Here is a 24,500-nt window from a genome sequence, read left to right as displayed (position 1 = left end):
AGCTCCCGGGGGGCACACTTATCTCGCAGACCCCGTGCTGCACGGGGAAGGATGCTTTCCGCAGAAGGGCTCCTGAACGTGTTCACAAGCGTATTGATGATCGAGAAGCCCCTGACCTCGGAGGACGTGGAGTTCGTCACCACCCTGCACGGGGACGAGGGCGTCTCTTTCATCGTGCTGATGCAGCCGCGCGGTGACCAGGCCGACGTCCTGCTGCGGGCCATCGACGACGTCGCGCTCGGAGAGCTCAAGGAGGCCGTCCGGGAGGGCGAGGAGCCGGAGGGCGAGGCGGCCAAGGCCCCGGCCCAGCGCGGCCTCGAACACTCCCTGGCCGCCCTGCGCGCCGCGGGCTGCGAGGCCGTGGGCCAGGTCGTGGAGGACCACCCGCTGGACAAGCTGAAGGCCGTCGTCGACGAGGCCGGCGCGGACGAGGTGATCGTGCTGACCGCGCCGCACTACGTGGAGGAGTTCTTCCACCGCGACTGGGCCTCCCGTGCCCGGCACAAGGTCGGCGTGCCGGTGCTCAAGCTCTTCGCGCACAGCAAGTAGCACGGCAGGTGGCGGGCCGGGGGATGGCCCGCAGGCAATAGGGTGGGCCCCTGCACGTGTACGCGACCCCGGGAGACAGACACATGGCACCCGCCGTTCCCAGCGCCATGGAGCGCCCGCACTTCATCGGCATCGGCGGAGCGGGCATGTCGGGGATCGCGAAGATCCTCGCCCAGCGCGGCGCGAAGGTCGCGGGCAGCGACGCCAAGGAGTCCGCGACCGCCGAGTCCCTGCGGGCGCTGGGCGCGACCGTGCACATCGGCCACGCCGCCGAGCACCTGGCCTCCGACGCCAGCTGTGTCGTCGTCTCCAGCGCCATCCGCGCCGACAACCCGGAGCTCGCGCGCGCCGCCGAGCTGTCCGTCCCGGTCGTGCACCGCTCCGACGCGCTCGCCTCCCTGATGACCGGCCTGCGCTCGATCGCCGTGGCGGGTACGCACGGCAAGACCACGACCACGTCCATGCTGGCCGTGGCCCTGACCGAGCTGGGCCTGGACCCCTCGTACGCGATCGGCGGCGACCTCGCGGGCCCGGGCACCAACGCGCGGCACGGCGAGGGCGAGATCTTCGTCGCCGAGGCCGACGAGAGCGACCGCAGCTTCCAGAAGTACGACCCCGAGGTCGCGATCGTCCTCAACGTCGAGCTCGACCACCACGCCAACTACGCGTCGATGGACGAGATCTACGAGTCCTTCGAGACGTTCGTCGGCAAGGTCGTCCCGGGCGGCACCCTGGTCGTCGCGGCGGACCAGCCCGGCGCCGTCGAGCTGACCGCCCGCGTCCGCGCCGGGTCCTCGCTGAAGGTCGTCACCTACGGGGAGTCCGAGGGTGCGGACGTCCGCATCCACAAGGTCACCCCGCGCGGTCTGACCAGCGAGGTCACCGTCCTGCTGGACGGCCGCCTCCTCACCTTCACCGTCTCCGTCCCCGGCCGCCACTACGCGCACAACGCGGTGGCCGCGCTCGCCGCCGGCGTCGCCCTCGGCATCCCCGCGCACAACCTGGCCTCCGCCCTCGGAAAGTACACGGGCGTCAAGCGCCGCCTCCAGCTCAAGGGCGAGGCCGCGGGCGTCCAGGTCATCGACTCCTACGCCCACCACCCGACGGAGATGACCGCCGACCTGGAGGCCATGCGCGGCGCGGCCGCCGACTCGCGCCTGCTCGTCGTCTTCCAGCCTCACCTGTTCTCCCGCACCCAGGAGCTGGGCACGGAGATGGGCCAGGCCCTCGCGCTCGCCGACGCCTCGGTGGTCCTCGACATCTACCCGGCCCGTGAGGACCCGATCCCCGGCGTCACCAGCGAGCTGATCGTCGACGCCGCGCGCACCGCAGGCGCCGAGGTCACGGCCGTCCACGACAAGGCGGCCGTCCCGGACGTGATCGCGGGAATGGCGAAGCCCGGCGATCTCGTTCTCACGATGGGCGCGGGTGACGTGACGGACCTCGGTCCCCAGATCCTGGCCCGCCTGTCGAGCTGAGGGAGCGGTTGATGTCGTACGAGGTCGAGAAGCCGGACGAGCAGTGGCGGGTCGAGCTGAGCCCCGCCGAGTACGCGGTGCTGCGCCAGGCCGGGACCGAGCCCGCGTTCGTCGGTGAGTACACGGACACCAAGACGGCCGGCACCTATTCCTGCCGGGCGTGCGGGGCGGAGCTGTTCCGCTCGGACACGAAGTTCGAGTCGCACTGCGGCTGGCCGTCCTTCTACGACCCGAAGGACACGGACGCGGTCGAACTGATCGAGGACCGCTCCCACGGCATGATCCGCACGGAGGTCCGCTGCGCCCGCTGCGGCTCGCACCTGGGCCATGTCTTCGAGGGCGAGGGCTACCCGACGCCGACGGACCAGCGGTACTGCATCAACTCCATCTCGTTGCGACTGGAGCCGGACGCGGAGTAGGGCCCGTTCAGAAGAATTTTGCCCAGAGCAGGAATGATGCGAGTGCGACCGCCGCTTCGTAGGAGGTGGCGGTCTTCTCGTACGTTCGTACCGGCCCGCCCTCGACACCTCTCGAACCGGTGAGGAACAGGGCACGCGTTCTGCCTTCACGTTCCATGAGGACGTGAAGGACTTCTGCGGTCACCGGGGCGTCATGGCGACGACCAGCCAGTCGTCGCCGACCAGGAAATTCGGCTGCGCCGACCGGCGGGCCCGCCCAGACTGGGCGGGCCCTTCCCGTCCCAGCGAACCGAAGGAACACTTCCGCGTGCAGGCCGCCGTCACCGTCACTCCCGCCCAGGTTCCCGAACTGCTGCTCGGGCTTGCCACCGTGCGGCCCGTCTTCCTGTGGGGCGCGCCCGGGATCGGGAAGTCGTCGCTCGTGCGGAGGTTCGCAGAATCGCTCGGGCTGGAGTGCGTGAGTCTGCTCGGGACGCAGCTCGCGCCCGAAGACCTGATCGGGGTGCCGCAGATTCGTGACGGGCGCTCAGTGTTCTGCCCGCCCGAGGCCATCGCCCGCGCCGAGCCGTACTGCCTCTTCCTCGACGAGCTCAACGCCGCGTCCCCCGACGTCCAGAAGGCGTTCTACTCGCTGATCCTGGACCGGCGCATCGGGTCCTACGAGCTGCCCGCCGGCTCGATCGTCATCGGCGCGGGGAACCGCGCCACCGACAACGCCCTCGCGCGGCCCATCGCGTCGGCGCTGGTGAACCGCCTCACCCATGTGCATCTCCAGGCCTCGGCGGCGGACTGGCTGGTCTGGGCGGGCGAGCACGGCATCCACCCCTGGGTGACGGACTACCTCACCGACCGCCCCGACCACCTCTGGTCGCAGCCGCCGAAGACCGAGGAGCCGTTCTCCACGCCCCGCTCCTGGCACATGCTCTCCGACGCCCTGCACTCCTTCGGGCCGGGCATCGACGAGGACACCCTCAAGGTCGTCGTCCACGGCACCCTCACGCCTGCCCACGCCGTCTCCTTCTGCGGCTACGCCAAGATCGTGCGCCACGCCTTCGGCATCGAGGCGATCCTCAAGGGCGACGCCTCCTGGCCGAACCGGCTTCAGGACCGGGACCTGCTCTACTACCTGGCCGAGGCGTTCCGGGGGCGGCTGGTGAAGGAGCTGCCGCGGCAGAAGGAGCATGTGTCGCCGTCGCTGCGGCAGACCGCCTACCGGGCCAAGTCGCTGCTCGTGCAGCTCGCCGAGATCTCCGTCGAGGTCGCGCAGACCGTCATCGCGGACGACGCCGACGGGCAGCCGGTGCTGCCCTCCTGGTTCCTCGTCGAGGCCGCCCGCGACATGCCGCGGCTGGTGGAGGCCCGGCGATGAAGAAGGCCGCCGCGGGGCAGCAGGGCGGCAAGCCCGACCCGGCCACCGAGGCGTTCGCCGCCGGGCTCGCCATGGTCAAGCGGAACCCGGCCTTCGCCGCCGTCGAGGCCGAGTTCTGCCGGCACAGCAAGTGCGCCGCCACGCCTGCCGGGGGACTTGCTGCCGTGGACTCCAACGGCGTCGTCCACGTCCACCCCACCCGGCGCGCCGAACCGGACGACTGGGCCTGGACCCTCGCGCACTGCCTGCTGCACCTCGGGTTCGGGCACGTTCCCGCGGCCAAGGAAGCACCGCGCGAACAGCCCGACCGCTTCGAGCGGACCGCACGCTGCACGGTGGTCAACCGCTTCCTGCTCACCTTCCCGGTGGGCCGCCCTCCCGGCCACCTCCCCGAGACGTATCCCGGCGGCGATGAGGCGATGCTCGCCACCCGCTGGCGCCGCGACGGCATCCCCGCCGCCTACGAGCACTGCGGCACCGCGGGCGAGCACCCCGACCAGGTCCTGGTGCCCTGGAAGAAGTGGAACACCGCCCCGCCCGACTGGGAGACCGCATTCGCCCACGCGCTCACCCGCAGTGTCTCCGCCGCCATGGACGTGGCGGGCGGCCGCCGCGACCGCGTCACCGGCGAGCGCGTGCCCCAGCGGCCCTGGGACCGGGCGCTGAACTGGTTCGTCTCCTCGTACCCCCTGCTCGGCGGCCTGGCGGCCGGCCTCACGGTCGTCGCCGACGCCGAACTCGCCCGCACTCAGGACATCTCCATCGCCGCCGTCAGCTCCGTCGCCGGCGAGATCTACATCAATCCGCTGCGCACCTTCACCGACGAGGAGTGGCGCTTCATCCTGGCGCACGAGATGCTGCACGCCGCCCTGCGCCACGGCGAACGCCGCGGCACCCGCGACCCGGTGCTCTTCAACGTCGCCGCCGACTTCGTCGTCAACGGCTGGCTGGTCGAGATGCGTGTCGGCGAGATGCCCGAGGGGCTGCTGTACGACACGGACCTCAAGGACCTGTCGGTGGAGGAGGTCTACGACCGCATCGCGACCGCCCTGCGCCGCCGTCGCCGACTGGCGACACTGCGCGGCAAGGGCGCCGGCGACATCCTCGGCGAGCCGCTGCCGCACCCGGACGCCCGCCCCTGCGCCGACCTGGACGACTTCTACCGGCGCGGCCTGGTGCAGGGCTTCGACCTGCACCAGTACGGCGAGCGCGGTCTGCTGCCCGCCGGTCTCGTCCAGGAGATCCGCGCCCTCGCCCACCCGCCTGTGCCCTGGGACGCGCAACTGGCCCGATGGTTCGACGAGTACGTGCCCCGGCCAGAGCCCGTACGGTCCTATGCGCGCCCGGCCCGCCGGCAGGCGTCCACCCCCGACATCCCGCGCGCCGGACGGTACTTCCCGTCCGAGGAGACACCCCGCTGCACCTTCGGTGTCGTCCTCGACACGTCCGGCTCGATGAACAGCGCCCTGCTCGGCAAGGCTCTCGGCGCGATCGCCTCCTATGCCGAGGCCCGTGACGTCCCGGCCGCCCGAGTCGTCTTCTGCGACGCGGCGGCCTACGACGCCGGATACCTTCCCCCGGCGGAGATCGCCGGCCGGGTACGGATCCGCGGGCGCGGCGGGACGGTGCTCCAGCCGGGCGTCGACCTGCTCCACCGCGCCGACGACTTCCCGGCGAACGCCCCGGTGCTGGTCATCACCGATGGATGGTGCGACACGCTGCGCATCCGCCGCGAGCACGCCTTCCTGATCCCGCAGGGCGCGTCACTGCCGTTCACGCCCCGCGGCCCGGTCTTCCGGCTGACGTGACGGCGCCGGACGGTTCGGGGCGGACACCCCGAGCGTCGCAGAGGCCGGTGCGCGGGGGTGGTGGTGGCCGCAAGCGGACGGGCAAGGCGGTTCACAGGACTCCGCCCGCCTCGTCGTGGAACACCTCCGGCCAGTAGCGGTAGTCGTCGGGGCCGGCCGCGGGGAGGCAGGCGACCGGGTCGACCGAGGCGAGGGCGGCGGCCATCGTGTCGGCGAGGCAGGCGTAGAAGTCGTCGGTGAAATCGTGCTCCTTGTCGAGCGTCTGCTCCCGGCTGTGCATCCACACCGTGAAGGCCAGCGTGGAGATGTCCGCGTTGACCGGGGTGACGGTGTCCGAGTGGTACTCCCGGTAGTGCACCTGGCCGGTGCGGCCATCGATCAGGGCCTCGAAGTCGTGGACCAGGCTCCCCAGGCACACCAGCCACTCCGCACCGGCCGGCAGCCGCTCGCCCCCGTCCTCCCCGGTCTCCTCCCTCTCGGGCAGCGTCTGCAGCAGGTAGTCGTCGCGCCACAGCTCGAACATGAGACCGTCCTGCGGGAGCCCGACCTCCGTGAGGAACCTGCGTGTCGGCTCGTGCTCCAGAGCGGCCGGCAGGTCCGCCGGAGCCATACGGACCACTTCGCCCGGCCCGAACTCCTCGTCCAGCAAACCCTTCGGAAGGTCGAGCCGCAGGCCATCGCCCGGCGCGGCGATCAGGGCCAGGGGACGTATCAGCGCGGCGATCCGCCAGAACGCCGGGACGGCGTGGTCCCACTCCTGCGGATCCCCGGCAGCGCCCCAGCCGCCGTCTCCCCACTCCTCGTCGGTGAAGACGGACAGCAGTCGCGCCGTGGCCTCCTCCACCACCACCGGGCCCGTGCGGCCCACCAGGTCGGCGAAGTCGCCCCGCAGCGCGGTGAAGTCGTCGACAGCCGACAGGAAACGCGCGAGGGCGTTGACAAGACTGAGACAGTCGGTCCCGGCGGGGCGTTGGCCGACCGGTCCCGTACGGCTCCACGGCCTGCCCACGGCCGCGGATGTGGACGAGGACAACCGCGGTGGGCAGGCGGTCCGTTGGGCGATCGACGATCCCGTACTCTCAGGGCGTTCGATGGCCGCAAAGGGGTGGGGGTCCGCGTGTCGACACAAGGGAATGATGGCCGGGCCGGTGGGACGGCACCGGTGAGCCGGTGGCGGAAGCTGATCGGCGTACTGCTCGTGGGCAGTGTGGGGCTCGCCGTCGTCGGCGGCATCGCCTCCGTCTTCCTGGCCGGCTCGGGCTATCTGCCCTTCTTCTCCATGACGGTCGTCTGGGAGACCCCGGTCGACCGCAAGGCGGCCGAACACGGCAACGGCGACTGGCTTGTCGGCGACACCGTCGTCCGCAGCCGCTTCGACGCCGTCACCGCCTTCGACGCGGGGTCGGGCAAGAAGCGCTGGGAGTACGTCGTGCCCCGCCGGGCCGACATCTGCGCGGTCAGCACCGTCGCCGACGGCTCCGTCGCGCTCATCGCCTACGGCGAGGCGGGCGCGGCGGGAAGCACCGAGGTGGAGAAGGGCAAGGGCTGCGCCACCGTCGCCGCGATCGACCTCACCGACGGCCGCGAAATGTGGCACACCCCCCGCGCACCGGCGACCGGCGACGTGACCGCCGAACCCGACCTCGTCGCCACCGGCGGAGGACTGGCCGTACTCCGTGACAGCGACGGCTCCCGGCAGGTGAGGGAGAGGGAGAAGGCTTCCGGCCGGTCCGGCGTCCATGCCGTGCGCGCCTTCGACCTGCGAACCGGAACTCCGCGCTGGAAGGCCGCCGTACCGAAGGGCTGCCTCCCGCACCGGGTCGCCGCCGCCGCGAAGCAGGTCCTCGCCGTCGTCGGCTGCGCCGACGAACTGAAGCTCACCGCGTTCGCCCCGGCCGACGGCAAGGAGCGGTGGACCGTTCCCCTCGGCGCACGGCGTGCCGTCACCAGCGCCGACGTGACCTTCCTGTCCGCCGAACCGGCCGTGCTGCGCGTCGCGGAGGGAGAACGAGGCGTGAACGCCTTCCTCGCCTTCGGGCAGGACGGCCGCCCTCAGGGGCAGATCGATGCCACCGGCGACTACGGCAAGATCCCGCTGGACAAGCCGAACAAGGTGGCCGTCGACGACGGGAAACTCTTCGCCGCCGCCGAGTACGAGGACAACGTCAACCTCGATCGGCTTGTCGCCTTCGACCTGGCGAGCGGGGACGAGGCGTGGCGGGCGGAGGGCCCGGGCGGCTCGTACGACGTCGCGGCGCTGCACGTGGAGGACGGGCGGATGACGGTCCTGACCAGCTCCCCGAAGTACGGGGACGGGCTGATGGTCTTCGACGCCGCCACGGGCGACGAGGAGGACGACCGAGCCTTCCGCGAGGACCCGGTCAGCGGCTACGACGAACTCGCGGACGTGCTCACCTACAAGGACCTGGTCATCGCCGTGCGCTGGGGCGAGGGCGTGCGGCCCTTCTCCGCGTACGAGCGCTGGTGACGGGTCCGGACAGGCTGTCCGCTTCCGCCGAAGCGGACAGCCGCGCGCGTTCCGCGCCTGGACGTCAGGCCCGGGCGGCGGCGAAGGGGACGAAGGCCGTCCAGGAGGCGGGGGAGAGGGCGAGGCGGGGGCCCTCCACGTCCTTGGAGTCGCGGACATGGACGGTGTCGGGGCAGGCTGCCACCTCGACGCAGGAGTCGCCGGAGCCGCTGCTGTAACTGGACTTGTGCCAGGAGAGGGCTACTTCGACGCAGGAGTCGCCGTCACCGCCGCTGTAGCTGCTCTTGAACCAGGCCAGTTCTTCGGTGGTCATACCGCTCCTCGCATCAGCCGCAACAGGCTCAGGGAGTCCTCCAGGGTAAGAGCCTGTGACCGCATCCTGGCATACCGCATCTGGAGCACGCTGACCACTTTCGGGTCGGAGATGAACTGGCCACTCTTCTGCCCCTCGCAGTAGCCGAGCCACTGATTGTCCGGGGTCTCCAACAACTGCATCGGGCCGTCCATCCCGGCATGGCTGTGCCGTACCAACGGCATGATCTGAAGTTCGATGTTGCGCAGATTGGCCAGCTCGATGATGTGGTCCACGAGGTCCTGGGTGACGTGCGGTCCGCCCATTTCGCGCCGGAACAAGTGCTCTTCCAGGATGAAGCTGTACGCCGTGTTCGGCCGCTCCCGCAGCAACCGCTGGCGTTCCTGCCGCGCCACGAGCTGTGCCTCGATCTGCTCGTCACCCAGCGGCGGCAGCTGGTTCGTGAACAGCGTCCGCGCGTACGCCTCCGTCTGTAACAGCCCCGGGATCAACCGGCATTCGTACGTGTAGAGGCTCACCGCCTCCGCCTCCAGGCCCGCCCACTGGCGGAACCAGCTCGCCAGGCCCGGCCGGCGTGACAGGTGGCGTGCCGCGCCCCTGATCGTGCCGAACGCGTCCAGTACCTCCTCCGCCCGGACGACGAAGTCCGCCGGGGGGAACCGCCTGCCCTGCTCGATCGAGGCGACCGTCGGCAGTGAGTACCGCACCCGTGGCGCGAACTCCTCCTGCGTCAGGCGCGCCCGCTTCCGGAAGGACTTGACCACCTCCCCGAAGGACTTCAGGCTGTCCGAGACCTCCGGCTCCCCGCCCGAACCGCCCGAACCGCCAGAACCACCCGAACCCCCGGCTGTCGTCTCCGCCGTCATCTACGGCCACCTCCCGCGCGTGCACCTGTGCTGAGTAACCCCGCAACTGCTTCATCGTCACGGTCAGTTACCCGTACTGTCCACCGCGTGTACCCGTACGCCGACTGAGCGTACGGGTGCCTGATCTGGGGGAACGCCCCCGTGCCCCGCCACGGTGTGGACCATGCACTCATCCGTCACCCCGCAACTGCCGGGCGTCCTCAGCAGCTTCGCCCAGTGCTTCAGCTCCACGCCGCTCGGCGCCCGCCTCGCCCGCCAATTGACGCTTCGCCAACTGGACGCCTGGGGCTTCCCGCAGGGCAGCGACGCTTCCGACACCGCCGCGCTGATCGTCGCCGAACTGGCCGCGAACGCCGTGACGCACGGGCGCGTACCGGGCCGGGACTTCGAGCTGAGGCTCACACGCTCGCCCGACACATTGCGTATCGAGGTCTCCGACACGCGCGATGAGCGCCGCCCTCCCCGGCCGGACGCCCTTGCCGCACCGGAGCCGCTCGCCGACAGCGGGCGCGGGCTGCTGCTCGTGGAGAGCCTGGCCGACCGATGGGCCGTCCTCGACCGGGTGCCCGTCGGGAAGACCGTCCGGGCCGAGCTGGACCTGTAGCGACCGCACGTCGCCGCCCCTGTCACGTCCGGACTCGGATGACCCAACCCCGGGGGAGCCCGCCGCTACGGCCGGTAGGGGAACTCTTTCGGGTTACGCATATGCCTATAGCATATGTCGCACCTCTGTGGTCCCTACGATCCGGACCATGGTCACTTCCTCCCATGAGGCATCGCACCGGATCTTCCAGGATCGACCGGAGTTACTTGCGCCGGTCTTTCGCATTCTCGGTGTCCCGCTGCCGGCCCCCGCCACCGTGGACGTTCTGACCCCCGACACCACCGAGATCCGGCCGCTGGAACGCAGAGTGGACAGCGTCCTGCGCATTCAGCCGGTGTCCGGCGCGACGGGCGGCCTTCTGCTTGCCATCGAGGCCCAGGGGCGGCGGGACAAGACGAAGCCCACGAGCTGGGCGTACTACCTGGCGCACCTGAGGGCGAAGTACGACTGCCCAGTGCTGCTCCTGGTCGCGTGTCAGGACCAGGCGACGGCCCGCTGGGCAGCCGGCCCGTTCCATCTGGGTCCCGAGGGGTGGCACACGGCTCTCGCCGTCCATCCCCTGGTTCTGGGACCGGAGAACGTCCCGGTGATCAAGGATGCCGGGGAGGCGGCGCGGGATCTGGCGCTGGCGGCCTTCTCCGCGATGACGCATGGAAGGGATCCCAGCGTCGCTGCCATACTGGAGGCGCTGGCCACCGCACTCGGATCCGCCGACGGGGCGTCCGCCGAGTACTTCACCGAACTGCTGGAGATCGGCCTGGGGGACAGCCCGGCCAGGACCATCTGGAGGAAGCTGATGAGCGTGGGCACCTACTTCCCGGGGCGGGGCACCATCGTCGAGGAGTCCTACCTCAAGGGCATCGAGGAAGGCCGCGAGGAAGGGCGCACCGAGGAGCGTTCACAGATGGTTCTGCGCGTGCTCGACAAGCGGGGGATCCCCGCGTCGTCAGCCCTCCGTGAACGCATCGCCGCGTGCACCGACGCCGATGTCCTCGACCGCTGGCTGGACCGCGCCTTCACGGCAGCCGCCGCCGAGGACATCTTCGCCCAGGACTGAGGCACGGCTCAGGTGGGGCGGCAGAGCAGCGGCTTCGCCAGTTCGGCGCAGGGGCGGTGGCCCTGGGCGCGGAGGATGTCCTTGCCGACCTCGTTCGCCAGGTAGCGCAGGAAGCCGGCGGCGATCGAGTCGGCGGGCGGCTCCCCGTAGGTGTAGGCGAACTCGGTCTGCCAGTACGGGTACGCGCCGTCGTCCGCGCCCTCCAGCGTGGCCGCGTAGCCGTCGATCCGTACCCGCTGGAGGTCGTCGCGGGTGAGCGTGGCGCCGACCTCGCTGTGGCCGAGCGCGCCGGGGGTCGCGGCCACGGTGTCAAGAAGGGTGCCGGTGTCACCGACCTCGCAGCGGCCCGGTCTGCTTTCGTCCAGGGCCACGCAGTCGCCTTGCGTGACCTCCTTCAGTTCCTTGCCGTCGAGGACCTGCTGCACGAGCGTGGAGCGGGTGCCGGAGCCGGGGTTGCGGCTGACGAGCTGGACGGGGAGGTCGTTGCCGCCGACCTGCCGCCAGTTGGTGACGCGGCCCGTGTAGATCTCCCTGACCTGTTTCAGGGAGAGGTCCTGGACCCCGGCGTCCTTGTTGACCACCAGGGTGAACAGGGACAACGCGACGGGTCTGGGCAGCAGTTGCGGGCGGCGGACGCTCTTGACCCCGTCGGTGAACGCCAGCCGGTCGGGGAGCCCGGCACTGCCCTGCTGTTTCGCCTTCCTGCCGGCCGCGGCGAGCGAGTCGAGTCCGGCGACGCTGCCCTTGAACGAGTTCTCGGTGATCGGGATGCGGGCGTCCGGACACGTCTTCTCGTACTGCTCCGCGGCCTCACGGACGACGGGGGCGAACGCGGTGGAGCCGGAGAGGACCAGCGTCCCCTTGGCGCAGTCCAGCGGGGCGGCCCGGACCTCGTCCCTGGTGAACGTGGTCAGGGACTGGGCGGCCGCCACCAGGACCAGCATGGCGATGAACATCATGACGGGCTTCGAGGCGAGGACGTGGCTCGCGGTCTTCCTGATCGACCCGCCGTGCACCCCGCCCTTGATGCCGGCGACGACCACGGGGTCGGGGAACTCCGGGGCGGTGAACTCCGGTTCGCGTTCCAGGACCGCGAGAACCTTGTAGTGGTTGCCGCGGTTGAGGGCCACCTTCGGGAGGGTGATGCGGCCGTCGATGACCTCCAGGCCGGGGGCCGCCTCGGCGGGGACCCCGTCGCGGGGCGTGTGCACGAAGGACCGGCGCAGGTAGTCGTGGCTCATCTCGGTCACGACCATGCCGACGACCTGGCGGCCCGGGAAGCGGACCTCTATGCCGACGTCGGTGGAGCCCTGTGAGACGTAGTCGTCGGAGTCGATCAGGGTCCAGCCGCTGTTCTCGATGCGCAGCAGCGCGAACGAGGGGTCGCGCAACGAGGCGTTGTCCCGCTGCATCTGCCGCAGCACGCCGGCGTGCGGGGCCTCGGCCGCGTCCGGCGCGGTGGTGTCCATCTGGATCCGGTAGCCGAGCCGCTTGCGCCCCACGAGGGCGAACTCCCATGCGGCGGCCGCCACCGGGATGGCCAGACCGAGGATGGCGATCGTCGACTCCCAGGGAAAACCGTTCACCGCCGACTCCCGTGCTGACCGGATACGGATGCGCGCCAAAATTACGAGCGCGCCTGCGGGGGCTGCCACGGCTGCCGTGAGTGTTCGGACGGCATTCACCGGGCCGTCGCCAGGGGCGGTGGGCGTTCACGCGGCGTTGGCCGTAGGCGGCGTGGCGGGCCGGCGTGTCCTCCCCTCCGGAGCCGGGGGGACAGGGCTGTGTCAGCGTGTGCGCCGGGTGGCCAGCCAGAGGCAGATGCCGGGCGGTACGGCACCGGCCAGTCCCGCGATCAGTGCCGCCGTCGCGATCGGCTCGTCGAGGGTGGGGAGCACCGCGCTCCTCGCGCCGTCGGCGGTCCGCACGGTCACCTCACAGCCTTCCTCGGTCATGCTGACGCTGTCGCCCAGCCCGTAGCCGCCGTCGAAACACTTCCTGGTCGCGAAGGCGTCGGCGACGAGCCACAGCACTGCGGCCAGGGCCATGAACAGGAGCATGCCGGTGAGGCCCGCGGTCCGCAGGGACCGGTGCCGGCCAGGGGCCTGGTGGGTGTCCGCGCTCATGTGCTCATCATCCCCAGCTGCCGACGCCGGCGGTCGGCAGGGTCGCCGGCGGCGCCTCCGCGCCGGACGGTGTGCGCGGGTGCCGGACGCCGCTCGTGGTTAGGCTGCCGGGCATGGGCAACGTGGGAGCGACTGACCGGCGTCGATTTCTCCGAGCTTTCTCGGGCGTCGCCGCGGGGGCCGCGCTGCCCGGGTGCGGGGAGGCCCAGGATCCCCGACCACGAGCGCGGTCGCAGGCGGCGGTCACGCCCACGTCCCGCGCCCGGCGGGTCCGGCCGCTGTACCTGGGGACGTACACCTCCGTCGACGGGGGCGGGAGGGGGATCGGCGTCGCCAGGTACGACGAGACGACGGGACGCATCACCGGGGCGGGCGTCATCGAGGGCGTCGGAGACCCCTCGTACCTGGCCGTGCATCCCTCCGGGCGGACGCTGTACGCCGTGAACGAGCGTGAGGCCGGTGCCGTGACCGCCGTGCGCCTGGCGGACGGCGGCGACCACCGGGTGCTGGGCAGCCGGTCCACGGGCGGGGCCGCGCCCGCCCATCTGTCCGTGCACCCCACGGGACGCTGGCTGCTCAGCGCCAATTTCGGGTCCGGCAGCGTCGCCGTCCACCCCATCGACGTCTCGGGGGCGCTCGGCGAGCGCACGGACCTGGTCCGGCACACCGGCACGTCGCCGCACGCGCACCAGATCATCACCACACCCGACCGCGGTCACGTCCTCGCCGTGGACCTCGGCAACGACGCCGTGTACACCTACCGCCTCGACACCAGGGCGGGGACGCTGACGGAGGTGTCCCGCGCGGCCGTGCGGCCGGGAGCCGGACCGCGCCATCTGACGTTCCACCCCTCCGGCCGGTACGCCTACCTCGCCAACGAGCTGGACGACACGGTGGTCGTCTGCGCCTACGACCCGGCGACCGGCACGCTGCGGCCCGGCGAGCCGCAGTCGACCGGCACCGGCCCCGGCACCAGCTACCCCGCCCAGCTCGTGGTCACCGACGACGGCGCGTACGCCTACCACGCCAACCGCGGCCCCAACACCCTGACCCGCTATGCAGTCGAGGCCGGCGGCTCCCGGCTGCGGCTCCTGGACACGGTGCCGGTCGGCGGCGACTTCCCCCGCCAGATCGCTCTGTCGCCTTCCGGCGCTCTGCTGTTCGCGGCGAACCAGCGCTCCGGCACCGTCACCGTCTTCCACGTGAACCCGCGGACGGGCGAACTGCGGGCGGCGGGCGAGGCGTTCGAGTTCCCCGTGGCGGTGTGCGCGCTTCCGCTGTAGGGGCGTACGGCAGGATCCGCCGGGTGTTCCCAGGTTCTGGGCAGGGCCGCGACCGCCCACTTCGCCCGGGTCGACAGCTCGCTCAGGGAGCTGCGGAGCTGCCCGGCGATCGTCTTCAGCAGGACCTTGGCGTGGGCCATCGTCTCCCGTGCGAGGGCGTGGTCGCCCGCCTCGATCGCGGCGAGGACGAGTTCGAGATGCTGCTCCGTGATCTGCCGGCCCAGCACCCGGCGGTGCCACTCGGCGACCGTCTCGTCGGGTACGGGGCCGCCGCCCAGGCCGACGGCGGCCCGCGCCCGGCCCAGTGCCCTGCCCGCCGCGGCGAGATCGCCCTTCAGGCGCTCGACGCGGGCCAGGACGTAGGTCTCCGCGGCACGGTCCCAGCCGGTGTCCTGGAGCGAGGCGAGGCAGAACTGCGCGCGGGCCGCCTGACCGTGGTCTCCGAGGTCCTCCAGGGTGCGGCTCAGGGCGTGCAGGCGCTCGGCGTCCGGACCGGTGTCGTCCAGCATGCGGATCAGCGCCACCCGCGCGTGCTCGATGCGGCCCTGGCGGCGGGCCAGGCCGATCCAGGTGAACTCGCTCTCGGCCGCGGGATCCTGGCCGTAACCGCTCGCGTCCTCCTCGCGCGCCCACGTGACGACGCCGGCCGGGTCGTCGGACACGCACCCGGCGTGCGCCGACCGGACGAGGGGGACGTCCTCGGCCCGCCCGTGCAGGGCCACCAGCACGGCGGCGAGGCGCCGCTCCTCGAACCACTCCGTCCGCTCGGCGTCCTCACGCTCCAGCAGGAAGCGCAGCAGGGGGAGGTCGTCCGCGCGGCGGTCGTACTGCGCCGCGCGCAGCACCCCTGCCCGCAGTACCGCGTCGGCGCCCGCCTCCGCCAAGGACGCGGGCCCCCCGGACCGCATCCGCTCCAGGGCCGCGCGGCCGGGAGCGAGGACGACGTCGCGCAGCGGTTCGGGCGCCGCCCCTTCCGGCAGCCGGTAGGCGCAGAGCTCGGCGGAGTTGAGCAGCAGGTGGTCGGGCTCCGTGCGCCGGGCGGCCGCGTCCGACAGGGCGAGGAGTTCCCGCGGGGGCCGGACGCGCAGGCCCAGGCCGCTGACCAAGGCGGCGCGCATGGTGTCCAGTTGGGGCGCGAACTGCTCCCGCGCCTCGGCGTCGCCCTCGCGCAGTGCCGCCGGCAGCTGCTCCTCGTCGAGACCGGGCTCGATGCCCTCGCAGTAGGAGGGAAGGCCGATCAGGATCTCCAGGGCCTCGGTGACGCTGCCGCCGACCAGGACCGCGTCGCCCTCGGACGAGGCGTACAGGACCGCGCCGTCCGCACAGACGAAGTACGTGCCGCCGGTGTCGTCACCGGCGACCGGCTCCAGCGACGCGCCGGACGCCAGGTGTACGTCCTCGACGTGGTAGGCGCGACCGATGTCGAAGCCGAAAGGAAACGCGGCGAGTTCGGCCAGATCCGGTCGCTCGTGGAGCAGGCGCAGTAGGGGGTCGGTCATGTGGCCGGAGCCTACTGGGGCTCCAGCAGGTCCCACTTGTTGCCGTACAGGTCCTCGAAGACCGCGACCGTGCCATAGGGCTCGTGCCGCGGCTCCTCCAGGAAGCGCACCCCCGCCGCCGTCATCCGGGCGTGGTCGCGGGCGAAGTCGTCGGTGTGGAGGAAGAAGCCGACCCGGCCGCCCGTCTGCGCGCCGACGCTCGCGCGCTCGGCGGCGTTCTTGGCCCGGGCGAGCAGCAGACCCGTGCCGGGCGCGGCGCCGGGCGGGCGGACCACCACCCATCGCGAGGAGTCCCCGCGGTCCGTGTCCTCGACCAGGTCGAAGCCGAGAGCGTCACGGTAGAAGGCGATGGCCTCGTCGTAGTCGCGGACGACGAGACAGACCAGGGCGAGGAAGGGCATGGACCCAGGTTATACGTATGACCAGGATGCGACAATGCACGCCATGAGCCTCCCGCCTCACCTGTTGGACCGCGCACGTGCCCTGGCCGCCCCCGGGCGGCGCCGCATCCTGGGCCTCGCCGGAGCGCCCGGCGCCGGCAAGTCCACTCTCGCCGGCCGTCTCGTCGCCGCCCTGGACGGCCTCGCCGTGCTCGTGCCCATGGACGGGTTCCACCTGGCCCAGAGCGAACTGGAGCGCCTCGGCCGAGCCCACCGCAAGGGCGCACCCGACACCTTCGACGCCGCCGGATACGCCGCGCTGCTCTCCCGCCTGAGGGCGCCGGAACCGGACACCACCGTCTACGCGCCCGCCTTCGACCGCGGGATCGAGGAGCCGGTCGCGGGCAGCATCCCGGTCGGGCCCGACATCCCGCTCGTCGTCACCGAGGGCAACTACCTCCTCCACGACGAAGGGCACTGGGGCCGCGTCCGCCCCCTGATCGACGAGATCTGGTTCCTGGAGCTCGACGAGCCGACCCGTGTGCGCCGGCTCGTCGACCGGCATGTGCGCTTCGGCAAGGAGCGGCCGTACGCCGAGCGCTGGGTCCACGAGTCGGACGAGGCGAACGCCCGGCTGATCGGCCGGGGACGCGACCGGGCCGACCTCGTGGTCGCGGTGGGCTGAGGCAGGCCCCCGCCCGGTCGGATCCCGGACCTGCCCGCCCCGCCGCTGACCGGTGATCTGTAGGCTCGAACAAAGGACATGTGGCGAGTGACGAGCACGAAGGGCGGTCGGCGTGGGGCTGTTCCGGCGAGGGCCGAAGCGCGACGGACGCGATGGGCCCCGGGACCCCGAGTTCGCCTTCCTCTCGGCGGGTGAAGGCGCGCGGTTCCGCGGCCTCGTGCGCGAGGCGTTCGCCGAGCGGGGCCTCGAGGTGACCGTCTACGCGGACATGGTGTCCGACAGCGCGGGCCGCCAGTTCGGCCTCGGCAACCTCGCCGCCGTCTGCCACAACGACGAACGCGGGCCGCGCGCCTGGCCCGAACTGGTCCACCAGCACGTCGGCATGGTCCTGCGCACCATGGAGGCGCCGTCCGCCCTGGAGACCCTGCCGAGGGAGCAGATCCGCGCCCAGCTCTACCCTCGCGTCGTCGGCGCCGACGGTCTGGACCCGAAGAACTTCGCCTACGCCCGCCCCCTCGCTCCCGGCCTCTTCGAGATCCTCGCCCTCGACCTGCCCGAGAGCGTCATGATGCTCACCGACGAGGCCCTCGAACCGCTCGGCGACCTGCCCTACCTGCGCGACCAGGCGCTCTACAACCTCCGCGGCCTGCCCGTCGAGGCCCACGAGACCGTCGCGGACGACGAGGGAATGCGCTTCGAGGTCGTGCTCGGGGACTCCTTCTACACCGCGAGCCGGGTGCTCGCGCTGGAGTCCGTCGTACGGCAGGTCACCGGCGAGGAGCTGACGGCCGACGGGGCGCTCGTGGCGATGCCCTTCCGCCACCAGCTCGCCTTCCACGCCATCCACGACACCGGCATGATCGCCGCGCTGAACGCCATGGCGTCCTTCGCGGCCACCGGCTACGAGGACACCCCCGGGGCCATCAGCCCCTACGTCTACTGGTGGCGGGCGGGCACCCTGACCCAGCTCAGCGACCGCGACGAGGACGGGGCGGGGCTGCGGATCACGGTCGGCGAGGAGTTCCACGCGCTGCTGGAGCGGCTGGTCGCCGAGGAGGGCGGACGGGCCGGCGACGACGGCTGACCGCGACGGGACCGGGTGCCGGCCGCCACTCGCGCCCGACGGTGTGCCGACGGAGGATGGCGGGCAGGACGGTCCGAGGAGACGACCGCAGGCCGGGCAGGAGGCCCCATGACCAGCACGCCGCCCCCGTTCACCGCCGACGACTACCGCGCCCGGATGACCCGTGCCGCCGAGTCCGCGGCCGACGCCGGGCTCGACGGGGTGCTGATCGCGCCCGGACCCGATCTCGTCCACCTGACCGGCTACCGGCCCGTGGGCACCGAGCGGCTCACCGTGCTCGTCCTCACCGCCGGCCAGGAACCGGTCCTGGTCGTCCCCACCCTGGAGGCGCCCGACGCCGAGGCGGCGCCCGGCGCGCCCGCGCTGACCGTGCGCGACTGGACCGACGGCAAGGACCCGTACGCCGCCGTCGCCCCGCTCCTGGACGTGTCGGGCCGCTTCGCCGTCAGCGACAACACGTGGGCCATGCATCTGCTCGGCCTCCAGCGGGCACTGCCCGGCACCTCGTACGTCTCGCTGACGGAGGCGCTGCCCATGCTGCGCGCGGTGAAGGACGCCCGTGAACTCGCGCGCATCGAGGCGGCGGGCGCCGCGGCCGACGAGGCGTACGGCGAGATCCTCAAGGTGCCGTTCGCGGGCCGCAGGGAGACCGACGTGGCGGCCGATCTGGCCGCGCTGCTGCTGCGGTTCGGGCACTCGCAGGTCGACTTCACCGTCGTCGGCTCGGGCCCCAACGGAGCCAACCCGCACCACGAGGCGGGCGACCGCACGATCGTCCACGGCGACATGGTCGTGCTCGACTTCGGCGGCCTCAAGCACGGCTACGGCTCCGACACGACCCGCACCGTCCACGTCGGCGAGCCGAGCCCCGCCGAGCAGCACGTCCACGACGTCGTGCGCGAGGCGCAGCAGGCCGGAGTCGACGCCGTCCGGCCCGGCGTCGCCTGCCAGGAGGTCGACCGGGCCGCCCGCGAGATCATCGAGGAGGCCGGGTACGGGGACCTGTTCGTCCACCGCACCGGCCACGGCATCGGCGTCACCACCCACGAGCCGCCGTACATGATCGAGGGCGAGGACCAGCCGCTCGTCCCCGGCATGTGCTTCTCCGTCGAGCCCGGGATCTACCTCCCCGGCCGGTTCGGCGTCCGCATCGAGGACATCGTCACCGTCACCGAGGACGGGGTCCGCCGCTTCAACAACACCTCGCGCGAGATGGCGATCGTCGAGTAGCGCGCCGGGGATCGGGGGATCGCGGGCCCGTCCTAGGACCCGGCGAGCACCACACAGCTCTCCGCCGCCAGGCGCAACACCCCGTCGCCGCCCGGGACCTCGACCTTGCCCCAGGCGGCGGCGACCCGTCCGCCGCCGCCCAGCGGGATCTCGGCGGTGTCCTTGCCGAGGTTCACCGCGATCCGCAGGTCGCCGCGCCGGTACGCCAGCCAGCGCCCCTGCTCGTCGTACGCCACCTTCACCGACGCCAGGTCCGGATCCGTCAGGTCCGGCAGCGTACGGCGCAGGGCGATCAGCTCCCGGTGCCAGGCGAGCAGGGCCGCGTGCGGCTCGCGTTCGCGCTCGGAGCGGTCCAGGCAGGAGCGCTCCCGGGTGGCCGGCGACTGCGGGTCCGGCACGTCCTCCTCCGCCCAGCCGTGTGCCGCGAACTCCCGGCGCCTGCCCGCCCGTACGGCCTCGGCGAGGTCGGGGTCGGTGTGGTCGGTGAAGTACATCCAGGGGGTGCCCGCGCCCCACTCCTCGCCCATGAAGAGCATCGGTGTGAACGGGGAGGTCAGCACCAGCGTGGCGGCGCAGGCCAGCAGGCCAGGCGTGAGCGTGGCCGAGAGCCGGTCGCCGAGCGCCCTGTTGCCGATCTGGTCGTGGGTCTGCGCGTAGCCGAGGAAGCGGTACCCGGGCGCGGTGTTCACGTCGACGGGCCGGCCGTGGGTGCGGCCGCGGAAGGTCGAGAACGTGCCGTCGTGGAAGAAGACGTGGTTCAGCGTCTTGGCGAGCGCGGCCATCGGGGCGCGCGCGAAGTCGGCGTAGTAGCCCTGGGACTCGCCGGTCAGGGCGGCGTGCAGGGCGTGGTGGAAGTCGTCGTTCCATTGGGCGTGCAGCCCGAGGCCGCCCTCGGCGCGGGGCGTCGTGGTGCGCGGGTCGCACCGGTCGGACTCGGCGATCAGGAACAGCGGGCGGCCGAGGTCGGCGGCCAGGGTGTCGACGGCGGCCGACAACTCCTCCAGGAAGGTCAGGGCCCGGGTATCGGCCAGCGCGTGCACCGCGTCGAGCCGCAGGCCGTCGACCCGGTAGTCCCGCAGCCAGGCCAGCGCGCTGCCCGTCAGGAAGGCGCGCACCTCGTCCGATCCGGGGGCGTCCAGGTTGACCGCCGAGCCCCAGGGCGTGTGGTGGGTGTCGGTGAAGTACGGGCCGAAGGCGGGCAGATTGTTGCCGGAGGGGCCGAGGTGGTTGTGGACGACGTCCAGCACCACGCCCAGTCCCAGCCCGTGCGCCGTGTCGACAAAGCGCTTCAGTGCCTCGGGACCCCCGTACGGCTCGTGCACCGCCCACAGGTCCACCCCGTCGTAGCCCCAGCCGTGCACGCCGGGGAACGGGCACAGCGGCATCAGCTCGACATGCGTGACACCCAGATCGGCCAGTTCGCCGAGGCGGGCCGCCGCCGCGTCGAGGGTGCCCTCGCGGGTGAAGGTGCCGATGTGCAGCTCGTAGAGGACCGCGCCCCGCAGGCCCCGGCCGGTCCACTCGTGCCGCCAGGCGTACGCGTCGTGGTCGACGACCGCGCTCGGGGCGTCGGGACCGTCGGGCTGGCGGCGCGAACGCGGGTCCGGCCGCAGCGGGCCCCCGTCCAGCGCGAAGGCGTACCGGGCGCCGTCGCCTGCCTCGGCCTCCGCGATCCACCAGCCCGCCCGGCCCTGGTCGCGCTCCATCGGGCGTTCGGCGCCCTCCAGCCACAGCGTGACCCGCTCCTCGGCCCGCGGCGCCCACACCTCGAACAACAGCACTGGCGAATCCCCTCGTCGTCGATGCCGGTCCCGTCGATCCCGTATGTCCCGTCCATCCTGACAAGACCGGGGTCTTCAGGCGGGGTGCTTGGGCCATTAAGGTCACAGGACATGCCGATACCGACGGAGCCGCTGCCCGCTTTCCCGCCCGGCTTCCGCTGGGGTGCCGCCGCGTCCGCCTTCCAGACCGAGGGAGCCGCCGACGCCGACGGCAAGGGCCCCTCCGGCTGGGACGCCTTCGCGGCCGCCGGACGGATCAAGGACGGTGCGGACGCCGCCCGCGGCACGGGCTTTTACGACCGCTTTCCCGAGGACGTCGCCCTGCTCGCCGGCCTCGGCGCCGACGTGTTCCGCTTCTCGGTCTCCTGGCCCCGCGTCGTCCCCGGCGGCAGCGGCCCGGTCAACGCCCGCGGACTCGACTTCTACGACCGGCTCGTCGACGAACTCCACGCCCACGGCATCACTCCCGCACCGACGCTCTACCACTGGGACACGCCGCTTCCCCTCGACGAGGCGGGGGGCTGGCTGCGCCGCGACACCGCCGAACGGTTCGCCGAGTACGCCGCGGCCGTCGCCGCACGCATCGGCGACCGCGTACCGCTGTGGATGACCGTCAACGAACCGGCCGAAGTCACCCTGCTCGGTTACGCACTCGGCGAGCACGCCCCCGGCCGGCGGCTCCTCTTCGACGCCCTGCCCGCCGCCCACCACCAGCTGCTCGGCCACGGCCTCGCCGTCCAGGCGCTGCGAGCGGCGGGTGCCGCGGACGTCGGGCTCGCCGCCTCCCACTCGCCCGTGTGGACGGCCGGCGACAGCGACGAGGACCGGTTCGCCGCCGAGCTGTACGACACGGTGACCAACCGGCTGTTCGCCGACCCGTTGCTCACCGGCGCCTACCCCGACGGCTTCGCCGAGCTGATGCCCGGCCCCGTCGCCGACGACCTCGCCGTGATCGCGCAGCCGCTGGACTTCTACGGCGTGAACTACTACCACCCGATGCTCGTCGGCGCGCCCGCCCCGGACGCCCTGGACGGCTTCGCAGGCGTCGGCATGCCCGCGGAACTGCCTTTCGGTCTGCGGGAGATAGCGACCGACGAGCGCACCGACTTCGGCTGGCCCGTCGTCCCCGACGGGCTGCGCGAGCTGCTCGTGTCGCTGAAGGACCGCTACGGCGACCGGCTGCCGCCCGTCGTCGTCACCGAGAACGGCTGCTCGTACGACGGCATCGACGACCGGCGCCGTATCGCCTTCCTCGACGCGCATCTGCGGTCCCTGCACGAGGCGATGACGTCCGGCGTCGACGTCCGCGGCTACTTCACCTGGTCGCTCACCGACAACATCGAGTGGGTCGAGGGAGCCTCCCAGCGCTTCGGGCTCGTCCACGTCGACTACGAGACCCTCCGGCGCACGCCCAAGGCGTCGTACGCCTGGTACCGGGACGTGATCGCCGAGCAGAAACGCCGCGGCGGGCGGTGACGCGGGTGTCCGGAGCCCGGCCCCGGACACCCCGTCCGATCAGCTCCCGGTGGGCGGAAGGAAGTTGATCCGCTCCCTGACCACCGGGTGGCCCGCCTTGGCGAAGTTCGCCGCCATCGGGAAGTTCCCCTGGTCGGTGGCGCCCGCGATGAACTCGGCGCCCCGCTCGGCGAGGAAGTGCGTGCACTCCGCGAGCAGGTCGTACGCGTAGCCGCGGCCGCGCTGCTCGGGGACGACGCCGATGAAGCCGATGCAGGGGCCGCCCGGATTGTGCGCCGGGATGTGCACGCCGGCCAGCTCGCCGTCGGGTGTGTGGGCGAGCTGCCACCACTCCCGCGGCGAGGGGCACCAGTGGAAGAAGTCCAGCTCCTCCCGCGCCGCCTGGTCGAGACCGCCCTCGGCGATCGCCCGGAGCGCGTGCGCGTCCAGCGTCACGGAGTGGATGCGCCGCAGCGCCTCGAAGAACACGGAGTCGTCCGGCTCCGGCCGGAACGTGAGGCGGCCCGGCCGCTCGGGCAGACCGCACGCGGGGGTCCAGCGGTACATGAACCGCTCGACGAGCACCTCGTACCCGGCCGCCTTCGCGGCGCGGATCCGGGCCTCGGCGGCCGGCCGGGCGACCGGGTCGTCCCGCCAGCCGGCGGGCAGGTTGAGCTCCAGCTCGACCTGGAAGGGGGCGGTGCGCAGCAGTTCGGCACCCGCCTCCTCCTCGCCTTCGGCGACGTCGAACCAGTTGATGTTCAGCGGTGTCTCGTCACCGGGGCCGCCCCACCAGGCCCCTCGGGCCACGACTTCGCCGTCGCGCAGGGCGATCCGCTTCCAGTCGGGGCGGTGAACGGTACGGGCATGCCCCTCGGCCGCGCCGAGAGGGTCGGGCAGGGTGTCGAAGAGTCGGGCGTCGCTCGCGTCGAGCGCGCGGATGACCAGATCGGTCATGAGGAAGTCCTTTGGGACGGGATGTACGCGAAGCGCTCCCGGTCAGACACTGAACGCCGGGTGGACGGGGCGGGAGCGCGGGAATCGTGTGAGGTGCACGGCACTCGCCTCCTTCCGTCGTCATGGGCGTCGGTGGCCACCCTAGACGGGCCCGCGCGCATCGGTCCAGCGCTTTCCGGCTGCCTGGCGCGACGCAACGCGCCGCGCAGCCAGGGTAGTTGGGTCGCAGCGTGGCCGGAACGCCACCTTCCGTGCAGGTCAGAGGGGTCGCGCCGAACAGCGGAAGACCTGCTCTTCTGGACACCCCGGGCCCTTCGGTCCGACAATCTGAGTTGTGACCTCCTCCTACGAGTCCCCCACGTATCCCGCACGGCTGTCGGACGCCGAGCGCGAGCGTGTCCTCGATGTGCTCAGAGAGGGCGCGGCCCAGGGCAGGCTGTCGCACGAGACGTTCGTGCACCGGATGGAACTGGTCCTGGCCGCCCGCCGTTCGGAGGAGCTGGACGCCCTCACCGCCGACCTCGTCCACGAGAACAGGTGGGCGCGCCGGATCTACAGCGCGGTCGGGCGGGTCTCGGCGTTCTCCGTGCGGCTGCGCCGGGCCTGGCAGGCGGAGAAGCTGCCCCCGCTGCTGCTGCCCGAGCCGGGCCCCTACCCCCTGCGCATCGGCCGTGACCCGGTCAACGGACTGCGGCTGAGCCACGACACGGTCTCGCGGCTGCACGCCGAACTGAGCCATCAGGGCACTCTGTGGGTCCTGCGCGACCTCGGCTCGACCAACGGCACCACGGTCAACGGCCGCAGGGTGACCGGCGCGATCGTCGTCCAGGACGGCGACATGGTGGGCTTCGGCAGCATGAGCTTCCGCCTCACCGCCCGCTGAGCGGTGACCTGTTCGCCGCCGCGGGCGGCGGCCCGGCATTCGCGGTCGTGCCGGTGCCCCGGCAGCGCCTCCGTATCCGTCGGACGGCCGGGGCCTTCACCCCGCTGCGGCCGGCCTGCCGCCCGAATGGCGTAGCCGTCCCGACTTCACCCGTACGGACCTACGCGGACTGCGCTGACGGCGGCC

At 72.2% G+C, this 24,500-nt stretch carries 23 protein-coding genes; 14 read left to right on the top strand and 9 right to left on the bottom strand.

Features of this window, described 5'->3' with window-relative positions; genetic code table 11:
* Positions 1–78 precede the first annotated feature (78 nt).
* From AB0K02_RS21035 to msrB, 3 genes are all read left to right on the top strand, one after another.
* Positions 79–549: an indole-3-glycerol phosphate synthase gene (locus AB0K02_RS21035; protein ID WP_365993992.1), complete on the top strand. Its 471-nt coding sequence runs from the start codon at positions 79–81 to the stop codon at positions 547–549.
* 83 nt (positions 550–632) lie between these two features.
* Positions 633–2,027 (top strand): UDP-N-acetylmuramate--L-alanine ligase, encoded by a 1,395-nt coding sequence (gene murC / locus AB0K02_RS21030; protein ID WP_365993991.1) that lies wholly within the window; start codon positions 633–635, stop codon positions 2,025–2,027.
* Between the two features lie 11 nt (positions 2,028–2,038).
* Positions 2,039–2,446, top strand: coding sequence for a peptide-methionine (R)-S-oxide reductase MsrB (gene msrB / locus AB0K02_RS21025; RefSeq protein ID WP_365993990.1), 408 nt, complete (start codon positions 2,039–2,041; stop codon positions 2,444–2,446).
* A gap of 7 nt (positions 2,447–2,453) precedes the next feature.
* Here msrB and AB0K02_RS21020 read toward each other — a convergent pair whose 3' ends face one another.
* A complete protein-coding gene (locus AB0K02_RS21020) occupies positions 2,454–2,630 on the bottom strand; it encodes a hypothetical protein (RefSeq protein ID WP_365993989.1) in 177 nt (58 codons plus the stop codon).
* Positions 2,631–2,753: 123 nt separating this feature from the next.
* Between AB0K02_RS21020 and AB0K02_RS21015 the strand changes: the two genes are divergently transcribed.
* Together AB0K02_RS21015 and AB0K02_RS21010 are read left to right on the top strand one after the other, a co-directional pair.
* On the top strand, positions 2,754–3,815 hold the full coding sequence (locus AB0K02_RS21015; RefSeq protein ID WP_365993988.1) for a MoxR family ATPase: 1,062 nt from the start codon (positions 2,754–2,756) through the stop codon (positions 3,813–3,815).
* Positions 3,812–5,623, top strand: a complete 1,812-nt coding sequence (locus AB0K02_RS21010) for a hypothetical protein (protein WP_365993987.1) — start codon at positions 3,812–3,814, stop codon at positions 5,621–5,623. The genes AB0K02_RS21015 and AB0K02_RS21010 overlap by 4 nt, the downstream gene beginning before the upstream one ends.
* Before the next feature lie 91 nt (positions 5,624–5,714).
* On the opposite strand, the gene AB0K02_RS21005 is transcribed toward AB0K02_RS21010, so the two are convergent.
* Positions 5,715–6,632, bottom strand: coding sequence for an SUKH-4 family immunity protein (locus AB0K02_RS21005; RefSeq protein ID WP_365993986.1), 918 nt, complete (start codon positions 6,630–6,632; stop codon positions 5,715–5,717).
* 153 nt (positions 6,633–6,785) lie between these two features.
* On the opposite strand from AB0K02_RS21005, the gene AB0K02_RS21000 reads away from it, so the two are divergent.
* A complete protein-coding gene (locus AB0K02_RS21000; RefSeq protein WP_365993985.1) occupies positions 6,786–8,111 on the top strand; it encodes a PQQ-binding-like beta-propeller repeat protein in 1,326 nt (441 codons plus the stop codon).
* A gap of 64 nt (positions 8,112–8,175) precedes the next feature.
* On the opposite strand, the gene AB0K02_RS20995 is transcribed toward AB0K02_RS21000, so the two are convergent.
* Both AB0K02_RS20995 and AB0K02_RS20990 read right to left on the bottom strand, forming a co-directional pair.
* Positions 8,176–8,424 carry a DUF397 domain-containing protein gene (locus AB0K02_RS20995; RefSeq protein ID WP_365993984.1) on the bottom strand — a complete coding sequence of 83 codons (249 nt, stop codon included), beginning with the start codon at positions 8,422–8,424 and terminating at the stop codon, positions 8,176–8,178.
* The gene (locus AB0K02_RS20990) at positions 8,421–9,290 is read right to left on the bottom strand and encodes a helix-turn-helix transcriptional regulator (RefSeq protein ID WP_365993983.1); all 870 of its coding nucleotides are present in this window, start codon (positions 9,288–9,290) and stop codon (positions 8,421–8,423) included. The genes AB0K02_RS20995 and AB0K02_RS20990 overlap by 4 nt, the downstream gene beginning before the upstream one ends.
* Before the next feature lie 163 nt (positions 9,291–9,453).
* On the opposite strand from AB0K02_RS20990, the gene AB0K02_RS20985 reads away from it, so the two are divergent.
* Together AB0K02_RS20985 and AB0K02_RS20980 are read left to right on the top strand one after the other, a co-directional pair.
* Positions 9,454–9,894, top strand: a complete 441-nt coding sequence (locus AB0K02_RS20985; protein ID WP_365993982.1) for an ATP-binding protein — start codon at positions 9,454–9,456, stop codon at positions 9,892–9,894.
* A gap of 148 nt (positions 9,895–10,042) precedes the next feature.
* Positions 10,043–10,951 carry a hypothetical protein gene (locus AB0K02_RS20980; RefSeq protein WP_365993981.1) on the top strand — a complete coding sequence of 303 codons (909 nt, stop codon included), beginning with the start codon at positions 10,043–10,045 and terminating at the stop codon, positions 10,949–10,951.
* 8 nt (positions 10,952–10,959) lie between these two features.
* Here the strand turns inward: AB0K02_RS20980 and AB0K02_RS20975 are convergent, their stop codons facing one another.
* Positions 10,960–12,537: a substrate-binding domain-containing protein gene (locus tag AB0K02_RS20975; RefSeq protein WP_365993979.1), complete on the bottom strand. Its 1,578-nt coding sequence runs from the start codon at positions 12,535–12,537 to the stop codon at positions 10,960–10,962.
* Between the two features lie 201 nt (positions 12,538–12,738).
* On the bottom strand, positions 12,739–13,077 hold the full coding sequence (locus AB0K02_RS20970; protein ID WP_365993978.1) for a hypothetical protein: 339 nt from the start codon (positions 13,075–13,077) through the stop codon (positions 12,739–12,741).
* Between the two features lie 113 nt (positions 13,078–13,190).
* Here AB0K02_RS20970 and AB0K02_RS20965 point away from each other — a divergent pair, with 113 nt between their 5' ends.
* Positions 13,191–14,360, top strand: a complete 1,170-nt coding sequence (locus AB0K02_RS20965; protein WP_365993977.1) for a lactonase family protein — start codon at positions 13,191–13,193, stop codon at positions 14,358–14,360.
* Between the two features lie 1,510 nt (positions 14,361–15,870).
* On the opposite strand, the gene AB0K02_RS20960 is transcribed toward AB0K02_RS20965, so the two are convergent.
* Entirely contained in the window at positions 15,871–16,260 is a 390-nt protein-coding gene (locus AB0K02_RS20960; RefSeq protein WP_365993976.1) for a VOC family protein, read from the bottom strand.
* 43 nt (positions 16,261–16,303) lie between these two features.
* Here AB0K02_RS20960 and AB0K02_RS20955 point away from each other — a divergent pair, with 43 nt between their 5' ends.
* The 3 genes from AB0K02_RS20955 to AB0K02_RS20945 all read left to right on the top strand — a co-directional run bounded on the left by AB0K02_RS20955 (position 16,304) and on the right by AB0K02_RS20945 (position 19,238).
* Complete coding sequence (locus AB0K02_RS20955) at positions 16,304–16,924, top strand: nucleoside/nucleotide kinase family protein (RefSeq protein ID WP_365993975.1); 621 nt, start codon at positions 16,304–16,306, stop codon at positions 16,922–16,924.
* A gap of 112 nt (positions 16,925–17,036) precedes the next feature.
* Positions 17,037–18,008 carry a hypothetical protein gene (locus tag AB0K02_RS20950; RefSeq protein WP_365993974.1) on the top strand — a complete coding sequence of 324 codons (972 nt, stop codon included), beginning with the start codon at positions 17,037–17,039 and terminating at the stop codon, positions 18,006–18,008.
* A gap of 108 nt (positions 18,009–18,116) precedes the next feature.
* Entirely contained in the window at positions 18,117–19,238 is a 1,122-nt protein-coding gene (locus AB0K02_RS20945; protein ID WP_365993973.1) for a Xaa-Pro peptidase family protein, read from the top strand.
* A 32-nt stretch (positions 19,239–19,270) separates the two neighbouring features.
* On the opposite strand, the gene treZ is transcribed toward AB0K02_RS20945, so the two are convergent.
* Positions 19,271–21,016, bottom strand: a complete 1,746-nt coding sequence (gene treZ, locus AB0K02_RS20940; protein WP_365994055.1) for a malto-oligosyltrehalose trehalohydrolase — start codon at positions 21,014–21,016, stop codon at positions 19,271–19,273.
* A gap of 114 nt (positions 21,017–21,130) precedes the next feature.
* Between treZ and AB0K02_RS20935 the strand changes: the two genes are divergently transcribed.
* Positions 21,131–22,495 (top strand): GH1 family beta-glucosidase, encoded by a 1,365-nt coding sequence (locus AB0K02_RS20935; protein ID WP_365993972.1) that lies wholly within the window; start codon positions 21,131–21,133, stop codon positions 22,493–22,495.
* A 39-nt stretch (positions 22,496–22,534) separates the two neighbouring features.
* On the opposite strand, the gene AB0K02_RS20930 is transcribed toward AB0K02_RS20935, so the two are convergent.
* Positions 22,535–23,431: a GNAT family N-acetyltransferase gene (locus AB0K02_RS20930; protein WP_365993971.1), complete on the bottom strand. Its 897-nt coding sequence runs from the start codon at positions 23,429–23,431 to the stop codon at positions 22,535–22,537.
* Positions 23,432–23,765: 334 nt separating this feature from the next.
* Between AB0K02_RS20930 and AB0K02_RS20925 the strand changes: the two genes are divergently transcribed.
* Positions 23,766–24,314 (top strand): DUF1707 and FHA domain-containing protein, encoded by a 549-nt coding sequence (locus AB0K02_RS20925; protein ID WP_177151764.1) that lies wholly within the window; start codon positions 23,766–23,768, stop codon positions 24,312–24,314.
* Positions 24,315–24,500 lie beyond the last annotated feature (186 nt).

The organism is Streptomyces sp. NPDC049597 (assembly GCF_040675505.1).
Taxonomy (GTDB): domain Bacteria; phylum Actinomycetota; class Actinomycetes; order Streptomycetales; family Streptomycetaceae; genus Streptomyces.
The sequence above is the reverse complement of the archived record's forward strand: the minus strand, read 5'-3'. Positions and strand labels throughout refer to the sequence as shown.

What these genes read in the sequence shown, in the direction of transcription:
- AB0K02_RS20960 (WP_365993976.1), bottom strand. Translation starts at nt 16,260, where the DNA reads ATGCCCTTCCTCGCCCTGGTCTGTCTCGTCGTCCGCGACTACGACGAG.
- AB0K02_RS20945 (WP_365993973.1), top strand. Translation starts at nt 18,117, where the DNA reads ATGACCAGCACGCCGCCCCCGTTCACCGCCGACGACTACCGCGCCCGG.
- AB0K02_RS20970 (WP_365993978.1), bottom strand. Translation starts at nt 13,077, where the DNA reads ATGAGCGCGGACACCCACCAGGCCCCTGGCCGGCACCGGTCCCTGCGG.
- AB0K02_RS20935 (WP_365993972.1), top strand. Translation starts at nt 21,131, where the DNA reads ATGCCGATACCGACGGAGCCGCTGCCCGCTTTCCCGCCCGGCTTCCGC.
- AB0K02_RS20990 (WP_365993983.1), bottom strand. Translation starts at nt 9,290, where the DNA reads ATGACGGCGGAGACGACAGCCGGGGGTTCGGGTGGTTCTGGCGGTTCG.
- AB0K02_RS20980 (WP_365993981.1), top strand. Translation starts at nt 10,043, where the DNA reads ATGGTCACTTCCTCCCATGAGGCATCGCACCGGATCTTCCAGGATCGA.
- AB0K02_RS20985 (WP_365993982.1), top strand. Translation starts at nt 9,454, where the DNA reads ATGCACTCATCCGTCACCCCGCAACTGCCGGGCGTCCTCAGCAGCTTC.
- AB0K02_RS20955 (WP_365993975.1), top strand. Translation starts at nt 16,304, where the DNA reads ATGAGCCTCCCGCCTCACCTGTTGGACCGCGCACGTGCCCTGGCCGCC.
- AB0K02_RS20930 (WP_365993971.1), bottom strand. Translation starts at nt 23,431, where the DNA reads ATGACCGATCTGGTCATCCGCGCGCTCGACGCGAGCGACGCCCGACTC.
- AB0K02_RS21010 (WP_365993987.1), top strand. Translation starts at nt 3,812, where the DNA reads ATGAAGAAGGCCGCCGCGGGGCAGCAGGGCGGCAAGCCCGACCCGGCC.
- murC (WP_365993991.1), top strand. Translation starts at nt 633, where the DNA reads ATGGCACCCGCCGTTCCCAGCGCCATGGAGCGCCCGCACTTCATCGGC.
- msrB (WP_365993990.1), top strand. Translation starts at nt 2,039, where the DNA reads ATGTCGTACGAGGTCGAGAAGCCGGACGAGCAGTGGCGGGTCGAGCTG.
- AB0K02_RS20965 (WP_365993977.1), top strand. Translation starts at nt 13,191, where the DNA reads ATGGGCAACGTGGGAGCGACTGACCGGCGTCGATTTCTCCGAGCTTTC.
- AB0K02_RS20995 (WP_365993984.1), bottom strand. Translation starts at nt 8,424, where the DNA reads ATGACCACCGAAGAACTGGCCTGGTTCAAGAGCAGCTACAGCGGCGGT.